We start from the raw sequence: 16,836 nt of genomic DNA, 5'->3' as shown, positions 1-16,836 counted from the left end.
CAATGTTGGACGTCAAATTGCTCCGCAATGACTACGAGAAGGTCGCAATCGCTCTTCGGAACAGGGGAGCTTCCTTGGAGCTTATCGAGCCGTTCCCGGCGCTGGATAGCGCTCGCCGCGAGAACCTGACGGAGAGCGATCGGCTGAAAAACCGCCGCAACATCGTCTCGCAAGAAGTGGCGAAGCTAAAAAAAAGCGGCGGCGACGCGGACGAGCTTATCGCGGAGATGCGCGAAGCGAACGATCGAATCAAACAGCTCGATGAAGAAATCCGCGAGCTGGAAGCGAAGGTGGACGAGCTTCTTCTCGCTATGCCGAATATTCCTCATGAGAGCGTGCCGGTAGGCGCCTCCGAAGAGGATAACGTGGAGCTGCGCAAGGACGGTCGTCCGCGCGAATTCGCCTTCGAGGCGAAGCCGCACTGGGACATCGCTGCCGGACTCGGCATCCTCGATTTCGAAGCGGCGGCTAAAGTAACAGGCTCCCGGTTCGTATTTTACAAAGGTCTCGGGGCTCGTCTGGAACGTGCGCTCATCAACCTGATGATGGATTTGCATTCGGACCAGCACGGTTACGAAGAGATTCTTCCGCCTTACATCGTCAACCGCGACAGCCTGGTAGGGACATCTCAGCTGCCTAAGTTCGCGGAGGATCTGTTCAAGATCGAAGGCACGGATTATTTCCTTATTCCTACGGCGGAAGTGCCGGTTACGAACTTCCACAGGGACGAAATACTGACCCTTGAAGATTTGCCTAAGAAATTCGTGGCGTACAGCTCTTGCTTCCGGTCGGAAGCGGGCGCTTCTGGCCGCGACACACGCGGTCTTATCCGTCAGCACCAATTTAATAAGGTCGAGCTTGTGCAGCTAGTCGCCCCGGAGACGTCTTACGACGTGCTTGAGCAGCTAACCGGCCATGCGGAGCGCGTGCTGAAGCTGCTGGGATTGCCTTACCGCGTTCTGGCGCTTTGTACGGGGGATATGGGCTTCGGCTCGGCGAAGACGTACGATATTGAAGTATGGCTTCCTAGTGCCGGGACGTACAGGGAAATCTCGTCGTGTACGAACTTCGAGGACTTCCAATCGCGTCGCGCAGCTATCCGTTATCGCCCGGAGAACGGTGCGAAGCCGGAATTCGTCCATACGCTGAACGGTTCGGGACTTGCGATAGGACGCACCGTCGCCGCGATCCTCGAGAACTACCAGCAAGAAGACGGCACGGTCGTTATTCCGGAAGCTTTGCGTCCTTATATGGGCGGTATCGAAGTGATCGGTCAACGCAGGGGTTGATGAACGAAACGGCCATGTGATATGATAACGGGGCAGTATCCGTCAGCCGGCTTGCCCGGAAGCGGCGGAACGTGCTCTTGTTACGGAGAGATACCGAAGCGGTCATAACGGGGCGGTCTTGAAAACCGTTAGGGTGCAAGCCCACGTGGGTTCGAATCCCACTCTCTCCGCCACTTTATTTGAAGCAGCAAGTCGGTCCGGCAATGCCGGGTCGGCTTTTTTTGTTGCGCGCAGAAGGCATTCCGTCTTATTTGCATAAGAAAAGAGCGTCAGGCCAACCTAAGAGAGCGGAGGTGCATTCATAATGGCAAGCAACGACGAACTGACCGTTCCCCAGGAGGACTTGGCGCAAGCTTGGCAGCGAACGCTCCCGGAACGTCTGCACGGTGGAGACAAGGCGGAGGTGCTGGCCGATGGAGCGGATCCTCAGACGTTGAGGGTGCACATTCAATCGGCGGGACATCAAATGCTGGATTTTGATTTTTCGGTTCAATATGTGGACAGCAGAGAAATCCATGTGGAGCTGACCGACGTGGAAAAGGACGGGCAGACGGTGGACGAACGCAACGATACGATCCAGGAGCTGATCGCGGACTATCGCCGCCATCTGCATGAGTGCGCGCAGGCGCTGCATCATTTTACGCACGCTTAGAAGGAGGAAAATCCCGCAATGTCAGACTCGAACGGAAGCGCCGACAAAAATTTGAGCAATGTTGTCGAAAGCTTGGAGCAGAACCCGGTAAACTCTCACCATGCACAGCAGCTTCAGCAGGATAAAAACGACCGCCGGCACCAAGATGCGCTCAATCACGATAACCCGGTTGATTTGGAGCACCCACAGACGTAAGGAGGTTTTCCAATGAGCAAGCCGAAAACGCAGCCGGTGCCGCAGCCGGGCGAACATAATGCGCATGATCTGGACCGCGGACATCAACCGAACGAGCCGTTGAGCGGTTCCAAAAAAGTAAAAAACCGCAACCATGTCAGCCATCATAATCCGCAAGGCTAGAGAAAATCCGGCAGATGCCGGGATTTTTATTGTGCGTTGCAAGACACAGATACCCCATACTGGTATAATAGAAGAAATGGATAAAAGGAGGTAGTACTGAATGACAGCTAAAGAAATGCACATTCCCCCTCATCCGCCTAACCAGATGAAGCCGGTGCGCCATTCGAAGCTTACTCCGTTCGAGATCATTAGGCGCATCGCTTTCATCATGTTAGGCGCCGTACTAGTCGCCGTAGCCCTGGAAATATTCCTCGTCAATAACTCGATTATTGACGGCGGTGTTACCGGTATTTCCATCATGTCGTCCTATCTATCCGGAGTACCGCTAGGCATATTCCTCTTCGTGCTCAACCTTCCGTTTCTGCTTATCGGGTATAAGACGATCGGAAAAACGTTCGCGTTATCGACCTTGCTGGGCATTATTACGTTGTCCGTCACGACATCCTTGCTGCATCACGTTCAACCGTTCACATCGGAGACGCTGCTTGCAGCGGTATTCGGGGCATTCTGCTCGGCATGGGAACCGGTATCGTCGTACGTGCGGGAGGCGCGCTGGACGGGACGGAGATCGTAGCCATTCTCGTCAACAAGAAAACCCCTTTTCCGTCGGCGAGACGGTCATGTTCATTAACTTCTTCATTCTGGGAAGCGCCGGATTCGTCTATACGTGGGACCGCGCCATGTTTTCTCTCATCGCTTATTACATCGCATTTAAGGTTATCGATCTGACGATAGAAGGATTCGACGAATCCAAATCGGTCTGGATCATAAGCGATAATTTCCGTGAAATCGGAAGCGCGATCGTCGACCGTCTTGGTCGCGGCGTTACCTATTTACATGGAGAAGGCGGATATACAGGAGATGAAAAAAGCGTTATTTTTTGCGTCATTACCCGGTTGGAGGAAGCCAAGCTGAAATCGATCGTTAACGACCTCGATCCTTCCGCGTTTCTTGCCGTCGGCAATATCCATGATGTCAAAGGCGGCCGCTTCAAGAAAAAAGACATTCACTAACGGCTGCTATATATTCGAATCCACAGCGATTTTAACGTCACTTTAACTTGAAAAGTCTTTCCGCATGGCCGGAATTAAGATAAAATGAACGGTGTTCATTAGATCTTGTTACATGAGGGGAGTTTTTCGCTTTTGGTTAAATCCAAAGTGTGTTTATCGTTGATGGCGCTTCTTCTGATGACGGCGGTAGTTCTAAGCGGATGCACGAGCTCGAAAACGCCGAAGGAAGCATTGGAGGCGTCCTTTGCGAAGTCGTCCGACATTAAATCCTATAGCTTCAAAGGCACCTTGAAGGTTAATGAATTGAATTTGCCGGACCAAGCGGTTGACGAGGAAAATTCGTTTGGCACTTCGATGGGCATCAAACTTCTTAAGAACGCCGATCTGTCTTGGACCGGTGTTTACCAGGCGGAACCGATGATGTCGGAAGTGAATCTGTCGCTGATGCTGAAGGGCGATATGCCGATCACGATCAACATACCGGTCGTCATGAACGACAAGAAGATTTGGGTCAAGATTCCGAGCATTCCGATATTCCCGTTGCCGGATACGATTACGAACAAATTTTTGGAGCTCGATTTGGAGCAATTGGCTAAGGAATCCGGACAACCGATTCCGAAGGTCGATCAGAACACTACCAAGAAACTCGGCAACGATGTGTTGGGAATTGTGTTCAATAACGTCGAGGAGAAAGACTATCTTTCCTCCATCAAGCCGAAAGAGGCCGGCTTGCCGGAAGACGCGGGACTCGATCAGGCGATTCAACTGCACGTAACGAAGGAACAGCTGGAACCGTTCATTAAGACGGCGGTCGAGAAGATCGCTCCGGAAATCATCGATCTATTAAGCAAGAATCAAGCTTACAAAGATGCGTTCCAGTTGAAGCAAGAGGACTTGGACAAATACAAGAAAGAGCTGAGCGAGGCTCAATCGGGCGATCTGTCCAAAAAGCTCGAAGAAATGAAGAAGACTCTCAAGGCGCTGGACTTGAAGGCAAACATCGGTATCGACGGCGACGATTACCCGGTCTATACGGATTTCGCGCTGAAAGCGGGCATCGAGCAAGGCGGCAAATCCGGAAATATCGACCTGAAAGCCGTGTCTCAGATGAGCGACATTAATAAAGAAGTGAAATTCACGATCGGCGTGCCGAAAGACATCATTACGATGGAACAGCTGCAAGAGCAGCTTGGCGGTCTGTTCGGCAATCTGGGCGGGATTGGGCAAGAACTGGAAGGCGCAGCGAACTAACGAAAGCTTTCTGCGCGAAGAAAACCGAGAGACAGGCACCTTAATTAGAGTGCTGATCTCTCGGTTTTTTTTCGCGTTTTGCTTTATGTCGAATATTGTTCAGAAATTGTTTAGGAGATGATCGTATAGTGGTATTATTGGGGAATATGCACAAAAAACTATCGTTCTATTCATTGCGTTGAAATTCGGGACTTTAGAATCATGTACCTGCTCGGAAAGTGTCGTTTATTGACCAATATTTAGGAATATTGATACAATTGATTACCGATGTAGTATATTGCGCAAACGTTTGTACAAAAAACAACGGCTACTAGCCTTTACATAATGATTTGGCAGGTTTGCAAGATAACATTTGAATTCTACGACAAAAGAAAAGGAAGGCGAACAGTGTGTGCAGAAGCCTCAATAAGTCCGCATTATTACTGTTGATAGCCGTTCTCGTCATCACTTCGATGGGATTCGCTCCCGCGAAGGCACGCGCATCTACACCCGAGACGAGGTACTTGACCCTCAAACATGACGATTTTAGCGCCACCCAAGATGTTGATGGGACCATCCCAGGCAAATCACCTGAAAAATGGCTACAACGAAACGGCAATGCAGCAGTAGCAACCGATTCTCAAGGCCGTAAAGTGCTAAGGGTTACGCCGAACCAGGCGAACATGACCGGCAGTGCTTTTCACGGCAATATGATTTCATTCGGCAAGGATCGATCGTTCAGCACTTATTTTACTTTCCGTATGTCCGATATTTCCACTAGCACCTACTCGGCAGGCGACGGTCTGGTGTTCTCGATCCAGACGCTGTCCAAGGAAGCGGGTGTCAAAGGCGGCGGAATGGGCTACGGCGGCATGAAGCGCAGCTTCGGGATCGAATTCGATACGTTCGCCAACTCCGCGACGGTCGCGGGAGACCCGCTGGATCCCAAGGCCATTGGCGTAAATAGCGGCGGCACCGCCAATGCCAGCCGGGGAGGAAACGCAACCACCTATGACACGAGCCATGTCGCTGTCGTCGCCGACGGCAACGTCGATCACAGCAAATCTACGACTAGCCCTAAAGGCAAAGTATTTCCTGCGTCGGTCGGAGGATCTACCTCCAATCCTTCCATTATAGCGACACCAACGGCGGGAGAAACCGTGCCGATCTATAACTTCAAGACGGCGGATACCGGGACGTGGGCTTCTAATAACGCGTTTCCCTTCTACAACGGCGAAATCTATCATGCCTGGATTGTGTATAACGGTCCGACGGACACGATTGAAGTCTATATGGGCAAGAACGGAACTTTTGACGCGAGCAAGCTGAAAATCAAAAAATCGGGACTCGGCCTGAGAGAGTACTTGGAGCAGGACGAGGCTTATGTCGGTTTTTCGGCGGCAACGGGTTCCGCATTCGAAAACCACGATATTTTGAAATGGTATTTGAACAATAACGATCTTCCTATCGAACCGGAAAATCCTAATTACAACTATCAAGTGGCACCTCCGTTGATTAGCATTACGAGCACGGATTATGCCGTTTACGGATCGACTACATCTACGACATCCAGAGTCATTACGGCTCAGCTTAAAAATTACGATGGGTCGAACTGGAGCAGCGGTCCGTATCCCGTCACCTTCTCTCTTTTTAAAGAAGAGTCGGCCAAGTCTTATACGATCACGAAAACCGACGGCTCTACGCAGGTAGTCTCGTTAAAGCCGCGCGTCGATGACACCCGCGTCGCGCTGAAGGGCGAGTCGAGAAGAACCAATGCGGATGGAAGCAGCATGCGGTACGCAACCGTTATGTCGGATGCGAACGGCGTAGCGACAATCCAAATTTCCAATACGCTGTCTACCGCAATTACCGACTCGAACGTGAAAGCAATTGTCGGCGATCATTACGGTAACGGAGTAAACGGCGGCGGCGCTTACGACGAAAAACCTGTGACCTTTGCCGCCGACACAGCGCCGCCTACGATCACTAGCGCTGCGGTTGACGTTAGCAATCCGAATCACGTCAAAGCTTTCCTCAGCGAGTATGTTCTTTACCCGACTGACCGGACTCATCCGGAGAACTGGGTAGCGGGTAATTCCAGTACATGGAATGCAAACGGATTCAATGTTTTGATACCAGATGTTAGTAATCCAGGGGCGTATGTTTCCGTACCGGCGACTATTGTCGGCGGCAGCGGGGCGCCGACCGAGCCCTTGGTGCTGGAACTTGCGAGCGGCACAGTCGTGCCTTTTGGATATGACGTAAAGCTCCAATACGTGAAGGCGAGCGGAAGCTTGCAAGACGCCGCCGCCCAGCTCGTACAAGATCAGACGCTCTTTGTGGACGATTATCCGTTCACGCCTAAGGGAGCCGCCGTCGTCAACAATCAAGCCCGGAAGACGGTGGAAGTAAGCTTTAATTTCCCTGTTCGGGACAATGCCGTCACTCCGGGATCGTTCAAGGTGTATTACAATACCGGTTCCGGTAAAACTCTGGCAACGGTGACCGGAGCCGTATCGGACGGCACCGATTCCAAGAAACTCTTGCTTACGCTTGGAACGGCCATTCCTGCTGGAGCGACCGTTACGTTGGACTATGTAGTGCCGGGCTCCGGCGGCAAAGTTACCAACGTAACTATCGACGGCTTGAGCGCAGGTCATCATACGTTGAAGGCGTTGACCGATTTCAGCGTTGCTAACCAGATGGCTCCGACTCAGGCAGCCGTAGTCGCGGATGCGAACCGAAACAAGGTTAAAGTTGTTTTCGGTTCCGAGGTTGAGTTGCAGGGTGCCGCCGCTACTTTGGCGACGGCTTTCAAGGTCGGGATCAGCAGTCAGGGCGGTCTCATCGACGTATCGAATGTTGCGATCGACAGCTCAGACGCGACGGGCAAGACGCTTATCCTAACGCTGGGAGGCGCTAATCTCCCGTCGGGGGGCGTTCCATACGGCGACACAGTGACTTTGAATTACAATTCGACCATTGTAAGCGCAGGAGTGAAAGAGAAGAACGGCAGCCAGCGCAGTCTTGAGTGGCTGACCAACTTCCCTGTCGCGAATCAACAAATATTGAACGTCGCGATCGTTAGTCCTGCTAACGGCTCCACGACGAACAATCCGAATACGGTGATTACCGGTACGAGCCAAGTTGGTTCGACGGTTACGGTCACTGTCAAGGATAGCGGCAATCATACGGTAGCGGGCAGTACGACGGTTGTACCTGCCACAGGCAACTGGACGTTTACGCCTGCCAGTCCGCTGGCTGACGGCACGTATTCCGTTACCGCGGTAGCTACCGATGCTTCGGATAACAAAGGTACGGCCGCCAGTACTTTCTCGGTGGATACGGAAGCGCCGGACGTGGATATTACGGGTCCGGCGAATAATTCGATCACGAACAACCCGAACACGGTAATTACGGGAACAAGCGATCCGGGATCGATAGTTACGATTGTCGTGAAGGATAGCGACAACACGACGATAGCGGGGATTAAAACCGTAGATCCGGTAACGGGCAATTGGACATTCACGCCTGACGATCCGCTGCTGGACGACACGTACACGGTGACTGCAACGGCTGCGGACGGCCATGGCAATACGGGAACTGATACGAGCACGTTCACGGTGGATACGATAGCACCGAGCATTGTGATTGTGAGCCCGGCAGACGGCTCCACGACGAACAACCCGAACACGGTAATCTCGGGAACGAGCGAGCCCGGTTCGGCGGTAACGATTGTCGTGAAGAACAGCAGCGGCACAACGATCGCGGGCAACAAGACCGTGAACCCGACAACAGGCGCCTGGACGTTTACGCCAAACGCTGCGCTGGCGGACGACACCTACACGGTGACGGCGGAAGCGACGGATGCGGCGGGTAACACAGGAACGGACACGAGCACGTTCACGGTAGATACGCAAGCGCCGAACGTGGACATTACGGGTCCTGTGAATAACTCGGTGACCAAAGATCCGAACACGGTGATCACGGGAACGAGCGATCCGGGTACGACGGTAACGATTGACGTAACGGATAAAGATGGCGACCCGGTAGACGGAACGCTAACGGTCAATCCAACAACGGGCAACTGGACGTTCACCCCGGACGATCCGCTGACGGACGGACAGTACACGGTGGCCGTCGAAGCGAATGATGGACACGGTAATACGGGAACGGACACGAGCACGTTCACGGTGGATACGATAGCACCGAGCATTGTAATTGTGAGCCCGGCAGATAACTCCACGACGAACAACCCGAACACGGTAATCTCGGGAACGAGCGAGCCCGGTTCGGCGGTAACGATTGTCGTGAAGAACAGCAGCGGCACAACGATCGCGGGCAACAAGACCGTGAACCCGACAACAGGCGCCTGGACGTTTACGCCAAACGCTGCGCTGGCGGACGACACCTACACGGTGACGGCGGAAGCGACGGATGCGGCGGGTAACACAGGAACGGACACGAGCACGTTCACGGTAGATACGCAAGCGCCGAACGTGGACATTACGGGTCCTGTGAATAACTCGGTCACGAACAACCCGAACACGGTGATCACGGGAACGAGCGATCCGGGTACGACGGTAACGATTGACGTAACGGATAAAGATGGCGACCCGGTAGACGGAACGCTAACGGTCAATCCAACCACGGGCAACTGGACGTTCACCCCGGACGATCCGCTGACGGACGGACAGTACACGGTGGCCGTCGAAGCGAATGATGGACACGGTAATACGGGAACGGACACGAGCACGTTCACGGTGGATACGATAGCACCGAGCATTGTGATTGTGAGCCCGGCAGATAACTCCACGACGAACAACCCGAACACGATAATCTCGGGAACGAGCGAACCCGGTTCGGCAGTAACGATTGTCGTGAAGAACAGCAGCGGCACAACGATCGCGGGTAATAAAGCCGTGAATGCGACAACAGGCGCCTGGACGTTTACGCCAAGCGCTGCGCTGGCGGACGACACCTACACGGTGACGGCGGAAGCGACGGATGCGGCGGGTAACACAGGAACGGACACGAGCACGTTTACGGTAGATACGCAAGCGCCGAACGTGGACATCACGGGTCCTGTGAATAATTCGGTGACCAAAGATCCGGATACGGTAATTACGGGAACGAGCGATCCGGGTACGACGGTAACGATTGTCGTAACGGATAAAGATGGCGACCCGGTAGACGGAACGCTAACGGTTAATCCAACAACGGGCAACTGGACGTTCACCCCGGACGATCCGCTGACGGACGGCGAGTATACGGTAGCCGTCGAAGCGAATGATGGACACGGCAATACGGGAACGGACACGAGCACGTTCACAGTGGATACGGTAGCACCGAGCATTGTGATTGTGAGCCCGGCAGATAACTCCACGACGAACAACCCGAACACGGTAATCTCGGGAACGAGCGAGCCCGGTTCGGCGGTAACGATTGTCGTGAAGAACAGCAGCGGCACAACGATCGCGGGTAATAAAGCCGTGAATGCGACAACAGGCGCATGGACATTTACGCCAAACGCTGCGCTGGCGGACGACACCTACACGGTGACGGCGGAAGCGACGGATGCAGCGGGTAACACAGGAACGGACACGAGCACGTTCACGGTAGATACGCAAGCGCCGAACGTGGACATCACGGGTCCGACGAATAACTCGGTGACCAAAGATCCGGATACGGTAATTACGGGAACGAGCGATCCGGGTACGACGGTAACGATTGTCGTAACGGATAAAGACGGCGACCCGGTAGACGGAACGCTAACGGTTAATCCAACCACGGGCAACTGGACGTTCACCCCGGACGATCCGCTGACGGACGGCGAGTATACGGTAGCCGTCGAAGCGAATGATGGCCACGGCAATACGGGATCGGACACGAGCACGTTCACAGTGGATACGGTAGCACCGAGCATTGTGATTGTGAGCCCGGCAGATAACTCCACGACGAACAACCCGAACACGGTAATCTCGGGAACGAGCGAACCCGGTTCGGCGGTAACGATTGTCGTGAAGAACAGCAGCGGCACAACGATCGCGGGTAATAAAGCCGTGAATGCGACAACAGGCAACTGGACATTTACGCCAAACGCTGCGCTGGCGGACGACACCTACACGGTGACGGCGGAAGCGACGGATGCGGCGGGTAACACAGGAACGGACACGAGCACGTTCACGGTAGATACGCAAGCGCCGAACGTGGACATCACGGGTCCTGTGAATAATTCGGTGACCAAAGATCCGGATACGGTAATTACGGGAACGAGCGATCCGGACACGACAGTAACGATTGTCGTAACGGATAAAGACGGCGACCCGGTAGACGGAACGCTAACGGTTAATCCAACGACGGGCAACTGGACGTTCACGCCAGACGATCCGCTGACGGACGGCGAGTATACGGTAGCCGTCGAAGCGAATGATGGACACGGTAATACGGGAACGGATACGAGCACGTTCACGGTGGATACGGTAGCGCCGAGCATTGTGATTGTGAGCCCGGCAGATAACTCCACGACGAACAACCCGAACACGGTAATCTCGGGAACGAGCGAGCCCGGTTCGGCAGTAACGATTGTCGTGAAGAACAGCAGCGGCACAACGATCGCGGGCAACAAGACCGTGAATGCGACAACAGGCGCCTGGACGTTTACGCCTACAAATCCGCTAGCGGACGACACCTACACGGTGACGGCGGAAGCGACGGATGTGGCGGGTAACACAGGAACGGACACGAGCACGTTCACGGTAGATACGCAAGCGCCGAACGTGGACATCACGGGTCCTGTGAATAATTCGGTGACCAAAGATCCGGATACGGTAATTACGGGAACGAGCGATCCGGACACGACAGTAACGATTGTCGTAACGGATAAAGACGGCGACCCGGTAGACGGAACGCTAACGGTTAATCCAACGACGGGCAACTGGACGTTCACGCCAGACGATCCGCTGACGGACGGCGAGTATACGGTAGCCGTCGAAGCGAATGATGGACACGGTAATACGGGAACGGATACGAGCACGTTCACGGTGGATACGGTAGCGCCGAGCATTGTGATTGTGAGCCCGGCAGATAACTCCACGACGAACAACCCGAACACGGTAATCTCGGGAACGAGCGAGCCCGGTTCGGCAGTAACGATTGTCGTGAAGAACAGCAGCGGCACAACGATCGCGGGCAACAAGACCGTGAATGCGACAACAGGCGCCTGGACGTTTACGCCTACAAATCCGCTAGCGGACGACACCTACACGGTGACGGCGGAAGCGACGGATGTGGCGGGTAACACAGGAACGGACACGAGCACGTTCACGGTTAATACGCAGGCGCCGAACGTGGATATTACAGGCCCTGCGGACAACTCGGTAACGAACAACCCAGGAACAGTAGTCACAGGTACAAGCGATACGGGCACGACGGTAACAGTCGTTGTAAAGGATAGCGGCGACAATCCGGTAGACGGAACGCTGGTTGTAGATTCAGTAACTGGAAATTGGACATTTGAGCCAAGTGATCCGCTTCCAGACGAAGAGTACACCGTAACCGTAGAAGCGACGGATTCGCATGGCAATACGGGAACGGACACGAGCACGTTCACGGTGAATACGAACAGGCCGAACGTGGATATTACAGGCCCTGCGGACAACTCGGTAACGAACAACCCAGGAACAGTAGTCACAGGTACAAGCGATCCTGGCACGACAGTAACGATTGTTGTGAAGGATAGCGGCGGTCATCCTGTAGCTGGAACGTTGGACACGGATTCATCAACAGGCAACTGGACATTTGAGCCAAGTGATCCGCTTCCTGACGAAGAGTACACCGTGACCGTAGAAGCCACAGATTCGCATGGCAACACGGGAACGGACACGAGCACGTTCACGGTGAATACGAACAAGCCGAACGTGGATATTACAGGCCCTGCGGACAACTCGGTAACGAACAACCCAGGAACAGTAGTCACAGGTACAAGCGATCCTGGCACGACAGTAACGATTGTTGTGAAGGATAGCGGCGGTCATCCTGTAGCTGGAACGTTGGACACGGATTCGTCAACAGGCAACTGGACATTTGAGCCAAGTGATCCGCTTCCTGACGAAGAGTACACCGTGACCGTAGAAGCCACAGATTCGCATGGCAACACGGGAACGGACACCATCACGTTCACGGTTGATACGAACAAGCCGAACGTAGCGGTTGTCAGTCCTTCTAACGGCTCTACCACTAACAATCCTGGCACAGTGATCACAGGAACGAGCGAAAAAGGTTCCGATGTGTCGGTCACTGTAAACGGAGGCACAGTAACAGGATCGTTAAGTGTGAATACGAACACAGGCAACTGGACATTCACACCGGACGCTCCGCTCGCTGACGGCTCGTACACGGTAGTTGCGAACGCCATCGACGAGGCAGGCAATACAGGAACGGCCACGAGCGCGTTCACAGTGGATACGCAAGCGCCGAACGTGGATATTACCGGCCCTGCGAATAATTCGGTAACGAAAGATCCAAACACGGTTATTACGGGAACAAGTGATCCGGGAACGACAGTAACGATTGTAGTGAAGGACAACAGCGGCATTACGGTAGATGGAACACCGACCGTAGATCTGGTATCGGGCAACTGGACGTTTACACCAAACGGTACGACCGGTTTTGCTGACGGCACCTATACGGTGACTGTGGAAGCTACCGATGCGAACGGCAATACGGGCACGGATACCAGCACGTTCACTGTAGATACGCAAGCGCCGAACGTCGCAATCGTAAGCCCTGCCAACGACTCTACAACTAACAACCGGAGCACGGTAATTACGGGGACGAGCGAACCCGGTTCACAGGTTACGGTTATCGTAACCGTCGGCAATAGTACGGTGGCGGGTCACCTGGCCGTCACTTCGGCTACGGGCAACTGGACGTTTACGCCTAACACCCCGTTGGCGGACGGCACCTATACGGTGACCGCTGAAGCTACGGACGCGGCAGGCAACGTAGCCGACACCGAGAGCACGTTCAAGGTAAAGGTTACGTACTTCATCACGTTGATCCCAAGTCCCGCTATGCTTGTCGCCGATGGACATTCCATTTCCGTGCTGACCGCCAAAGTGACGGATAGCGCAGGAAACCTGGTATCGGGAATAGATGTCGATTTCAGCGCAGTCATTCAGGGTACATCGACGCCAAAAGGCCGCTTCGTTGACGCTGCCGGCCAAGTGCTTGGTACACCTAGAGCAACTACGGTCAATGGCGTTGCGACGATTCGATTCCAATCCGAATCCATTCATAGCGTCGTCTCGGTCAATGTGGACATAAAGGCAGCTGTCCATGACACTGTTCACGACATCCATGCCGAGTCGACAATTACGGTCGTATTCGAACCGGCTGTAGTCTCCGGTATCATTACGGATGGCGCGAATCACCAGCCGCTTGCCGGAGTAACGGTAACGTTGCTGGATGCGAACGATCAGCCGATTCCAGGCCGGACCGCCGTAACGGATGAGGATGGAAGGTACACCCTTCCTATTACGGAAGGAAATCAGACTTATAAGGTCCAAGTATCGAAAACGGTAGGAACCGGAAGCTCTGCAGTTGTCGTTACCTATGTGCAAGAAGTAGCGGTTAACGACGGCATTTCCGGCTTGGGGCAGCAATTTGTATCGGATCAGACGATTGCCGGCATTATCGGCGGCAAGCGTCCCGACGGTTCGATGCAGCCAATCGATTTCGGATCTTTCGTAGGCAATAACAACGGAGGAGCAAATCCGGGATTCGGAATGTTCCTCAAGGACGGAGCCGAGTACGTCAGTTCTTCGGGCGGTACGGTTGACGTACCTGGCGAAAGCGACGGATTTTCGATTAACGGTCAAGGGGTATTCGTAGCCGGCGGTTTGACGGCGGGCAAGACTTATGAATTGCAAGTCCGTTACTATTACGACGTGAGGAACGGAAACGGCAGCGTGACGCGTGAGTTCATCGTCATTGCCAAGAAGACGGTAACAGTCAGCGTTAGCGGCGAGATGAACATCAATGAAGAGCTTATCGATCCGTTCGGCGTAATTACGGACAGCGTAACCCATGCAATTATTCCAAATGCGCATGTTGTCTTGAAATATGCCGATACGGCCAGAAACCGCAGCAAAGGAATTACGCCAGGCACAACCGTCCTGTTGCCTACGCTTGCGGGCTTCGAGCCGGCGAATAACGCCAACCCGCAAAACAGTTCCTCGACCGGGAACTACGCGTTCATGGTGTACGGCAATACGGACTATGTGATCGAAGCGACCGCAACCGGTTATCAAAAGTATCGAAGCACCGTGATCTCGGTTGAGCAGGATATCGTCCGTTGGGATTTCGAGATGAACCCTGTCGTTACGACTCCTGGAGGCGGTGGCGGTGGTCCGATTATTTTCCCGCCAGTGGATCCTGAAGAACCGGTAACGGAAAAAGTGGTAGCGGACATCACCGTGAATATCGCGGTGGAGCGCAGCACCTACGAGGAAGGCAGCGAAGCGCCTGTCGTCATTCTCTATAAGAATGAGGCGGACAAGCCGCTTGCTGCTGGACAACTCAAGGTGACGCTGCCGGACAATGTGACGGTAATCGATGCAGACGGCGGCAAGGTGACCGGCAACGTCATCGTGTGGGAAGTGAAGGATCTGGCGGCCGGTCAAATCGTAAGCCATCGGATTCGGGTCAAATTCCCGAATATCGACGCCGTCGAAAAGGTAGTGACGCTAAAAGCGGAGTTCGTCGTCGATGGAGAGCTCCTGCATCCGGAGAACGCCAAATCGTCCGTCAAAGCGCTGGTGTTCTCCAACCGCTACGGCAACGAACGGCATACCCGATTCGTCATGGGGTACCCGGATCTGATGTTCAAACCGGAGAAATCGCTTACCCGCGCTGAGCTGGCGACCATTATCGCGCATCTGCTCGGCGAATATGACAGCGGCACTACGAAAAATTATTCCGACGTTTCGAACAAATTCTGGGCATACAAGTACATCCAGACGGTAACTCGCCACGGCATCTTCTCGGGCTATCCCGATGGAAGCTTCCACCCTAACGACCCGGTATCGAGAGAAGAGCTGGCGGTCGTTATGGCGAAATACTTGCAGTTGGATGTAGCCAAGCCAATCGAATCGCGCTTTGGAGATGCGAAGGGCCGCTGGTCGTCCCCGTACATCGAAGCGCTCAACCGGAACAGCCTGATTTCGGGCTATCCGGACGGCTCCTTCAGACCGGGCAACAATATTCCGCGTCTGGAAGCTGTAACGATGATCGACCGCATGCTGTTCCGCGGACCGTTGACGAACGTCTCGCCATCCTTCCCGGACGTTCTGAAGTCCAATTGGGGATTCGGGTATGTCGAGGAGGCGTCCCGTTCGCACGAATCCACGCGCAATCCGGACGGCAGCGAAGTGTTTGTGAAGAGTATCGAGGATAACCTGCAATAACGCGGAGAAGCTTGAAACGAGCTTTTCTACCGGAACAAACGCTTTCTGCAAGACGGGGCTAAGCTCCGTCCAGCAGGGGCAAGAATTAGTCTTCTATGCAGAGCGACCGCTTTTCGGGGTTCATTCCGAAAAGCGGTCGCTTTTGTTTTAAGGGGCAAGGACCAGGTTTTGCAGGCCGCCTGCAAAAATCCGGATAGCGAAGTATAGGAAGAGTATAGCGGAGCCAAGCGAGAGGAAACGGACGATGGAGCCGCGGAATAGCTTGCCGGTCGAACTGCTGACGAGAGCGACTGCCAGAGACCAGAGTACTCCTGCGGCGAAGAAGCCGAGGACGAAGTAAGTGAGGTCAAATCCACTGTGGATGCGCATACTGGACACGATGGGGCCTGCGACCAACGCGAACCACGCAATGACCGAAGGCGACGATAGGGCGAGACCGAGACCGGCGGTCCAATCTTTCACGGGCGATCGGACGACGGCTGCACCCAAGGCGCCGAATTCCTTCGGACGCCAAGTCTCTCGAAGCGCCTTGAACGTCAAGTAGAATAGCGCAACTGATCCAACGATCCACAACGTCCACTCGACCCATGCAATTTGAAAAATAACGCCGACTCCGAGGAGCGCCAAGGCAAGATAAGTCAGATCGCCAAAGCATGAGCCAAAACCAATGAGGAAGGAAGGCTTGATACCTCGCTCGATACCGGTCTTCATGATTGCAACGTTCACGATGCCAAGATCGAAGCACAGGGAGAGTGAGAACAAAAATCCTTGCGTGAAAGAATGAAGGGCAGCCATTGGAATAGTTCCTCTCGACCTGTTTGATTTTC

The 16,836-nt window shown here is 53.9% G+C and carries 7 protein-coding genes, 1 tRNA gene and 1 pseudogene; 8 read left to right on the top strand and 1 reads right to left on the bottom strand.

Annotation, left to right across the window (positions count from 1 at the left end):
• Positions 1-2 precede the first annotated feature (2 nt).
• The 8 genes and pseudogenes from serS to D3H35_RS23360 all read left to right on the top strand — a co-directional run bounded on the left by serS (position 3) and on the right by D3H35_RS23360 (position 16,009).
• Positions 3-1,289, top strand: a complete 1,287-nt coding sequence (gene serS, locus D3H35_RS23390; RefSeq protein ID WP_119151578.1) for a serine--tRNA ligase — start codon at positions 3-5, stop codon at positions 1,287-1,289.
• A gap of 84 nt (positions 1,290-1,373) precedes the next feature.
• Positions 1,374-1,462, top strand: a tRNA-Ser gene (locus D3H35_RS23385).
• Positions 1,463-1,593: 131 nt separating this feature from the next.
• The gene (locus D3H35_RS23380; protein ID WP_119151577.1) at positions 1,594-1,941 is read left to right on the top strand and encodes a hypothetical protein; all 348 of its coding nucleotides are present in this window, start codon (positions 1,594-1,596) and stop codon (positions 1,939-1,941) included.
• A gap of 18 nt (positions 1,942-1,959) precedes the next feature.
• Entirely contained in the window at positions 1,960-2,136 is a 177-nt protein-coding gene (locus D3H35_RS31430; RefSeq protein WP_199728588.1) for a hypothetical protein, read from the top strand.
• 12 nt (positions 2,137-2,148) lie between these two features.
• Positions 2,149-2,298, top strand: coding sequence for a small acid-soluble spore protein P (locus D3H35_RS23375; RefSeq protein WP_119151576.1), 150 nt, complete (start codon positions 2,149-2,151; stop codon positions 2,296-2,298).
• A gap of 145 nt (positions 2,299-2,443) precedes the next feature.
• Positions 2,444-3,311 (top strand): annotated as a pseudogene (locus D3H35_RS33670) (YitT family protein).
• 132 nt (positions 3,312-3,443) lie between these two features.
• The gene (locus D3H35_RS23365; protein WP_119151575.1) at positions 3,444-4,562 is read left to right on the top strand and encodes a hypothetical protein; all 1,119 of its coding nucleotides are present in this window, start codon (positions 3,444-3,446) and stop codon (positions 4,560-4,562) included.
• A 452-nt stretch (positions 4,563-5,014) separates the two neighbouring features.
• Entirely contained in the window at positions 5,015-16,009 is a 10,995-nt protein-coding gene (locus D3H35_RS23360; protein ID WP_233568152.1) for an Ig-like domain-containing protein, read from the top strand.
• Positions 16,010-16,156: 147 nt separating this feature from the next.
• Here D3H35_RS23360 and D3H35_RS23355 read toward each other — a convergent pair whose 3' ends face one another.
• The gene (locus tag D3H35_RS23355) at positions 16,157-16,804 is read right to left on the bottom strand and encodes a LysE family translocator (RefSeq protein ID WP_158594243.1); all 648 of its coding nucleotides are present in this window, start codon (positions 16,802-16,804) and stop codon (positions 16,157-16,159) included.
• Positions 16,805-16,836: the final 32 nt, after the last annotated feature.

Origin of the sequence: Cohnella faecalis (assembly GCF_003570905.1) — a bacterium.
GTDB lineage: Bacteria > Bacillota > Bacilli > Paenibacillales > Paenibacillaceae > Cohnella > Cohnella faecalis.
The sequence above is the reverse complement of the archived record's forward strand: the minus strand, read 5'-3'. Positions and strand labels throughout refer to the sequence as shown.

Bases quoted from the DNA above. Each gene is read 5' to 3' on its own strand.
- serS (WP_119151578.1), top strand. From the start codon at position 3: ATGTTGGACGTCAAATTGCTCCGCAATGACTACGAGAAGGTCGCAATC.
- D3H35_RS23380 (WP_119151577.1), top strand. From the start codon at position 1,594: ATGGCAAGCAACGACGAACTGACCGTTCCCCAGGAGGACTTGGCGCAA.
- D3H35_RS31430 (WP_199728588.1), top strand. From the start codon at position 1,960: ATGTCAGACTCGAACGGAAGCGCCGACAAAAATTTGAGCAATGTTGTC.
- D3H35_RS23375 (WP_119151576.1), top strand. From the start codon at position 2,149: ATGAGCAAGCCGAAAACGCAGCCGGTGCCGCAGCCGGGCGAACATAAT.
- D3H35_RS23360 (WP_233568152.1), top strand. From the start codon at position 5,015: ATGGGATTCGCTCCCGCGAAGGCACGCGCATCTACACCCGAGACGAGG.
- D3H35_RS23355 (WP_158594243.1), bottom strand. From the start codon at position 16,804: ATGGCTGCCCTTCATTCTTTCACGCAAGGATTTTTGTTCTCACTCTCC.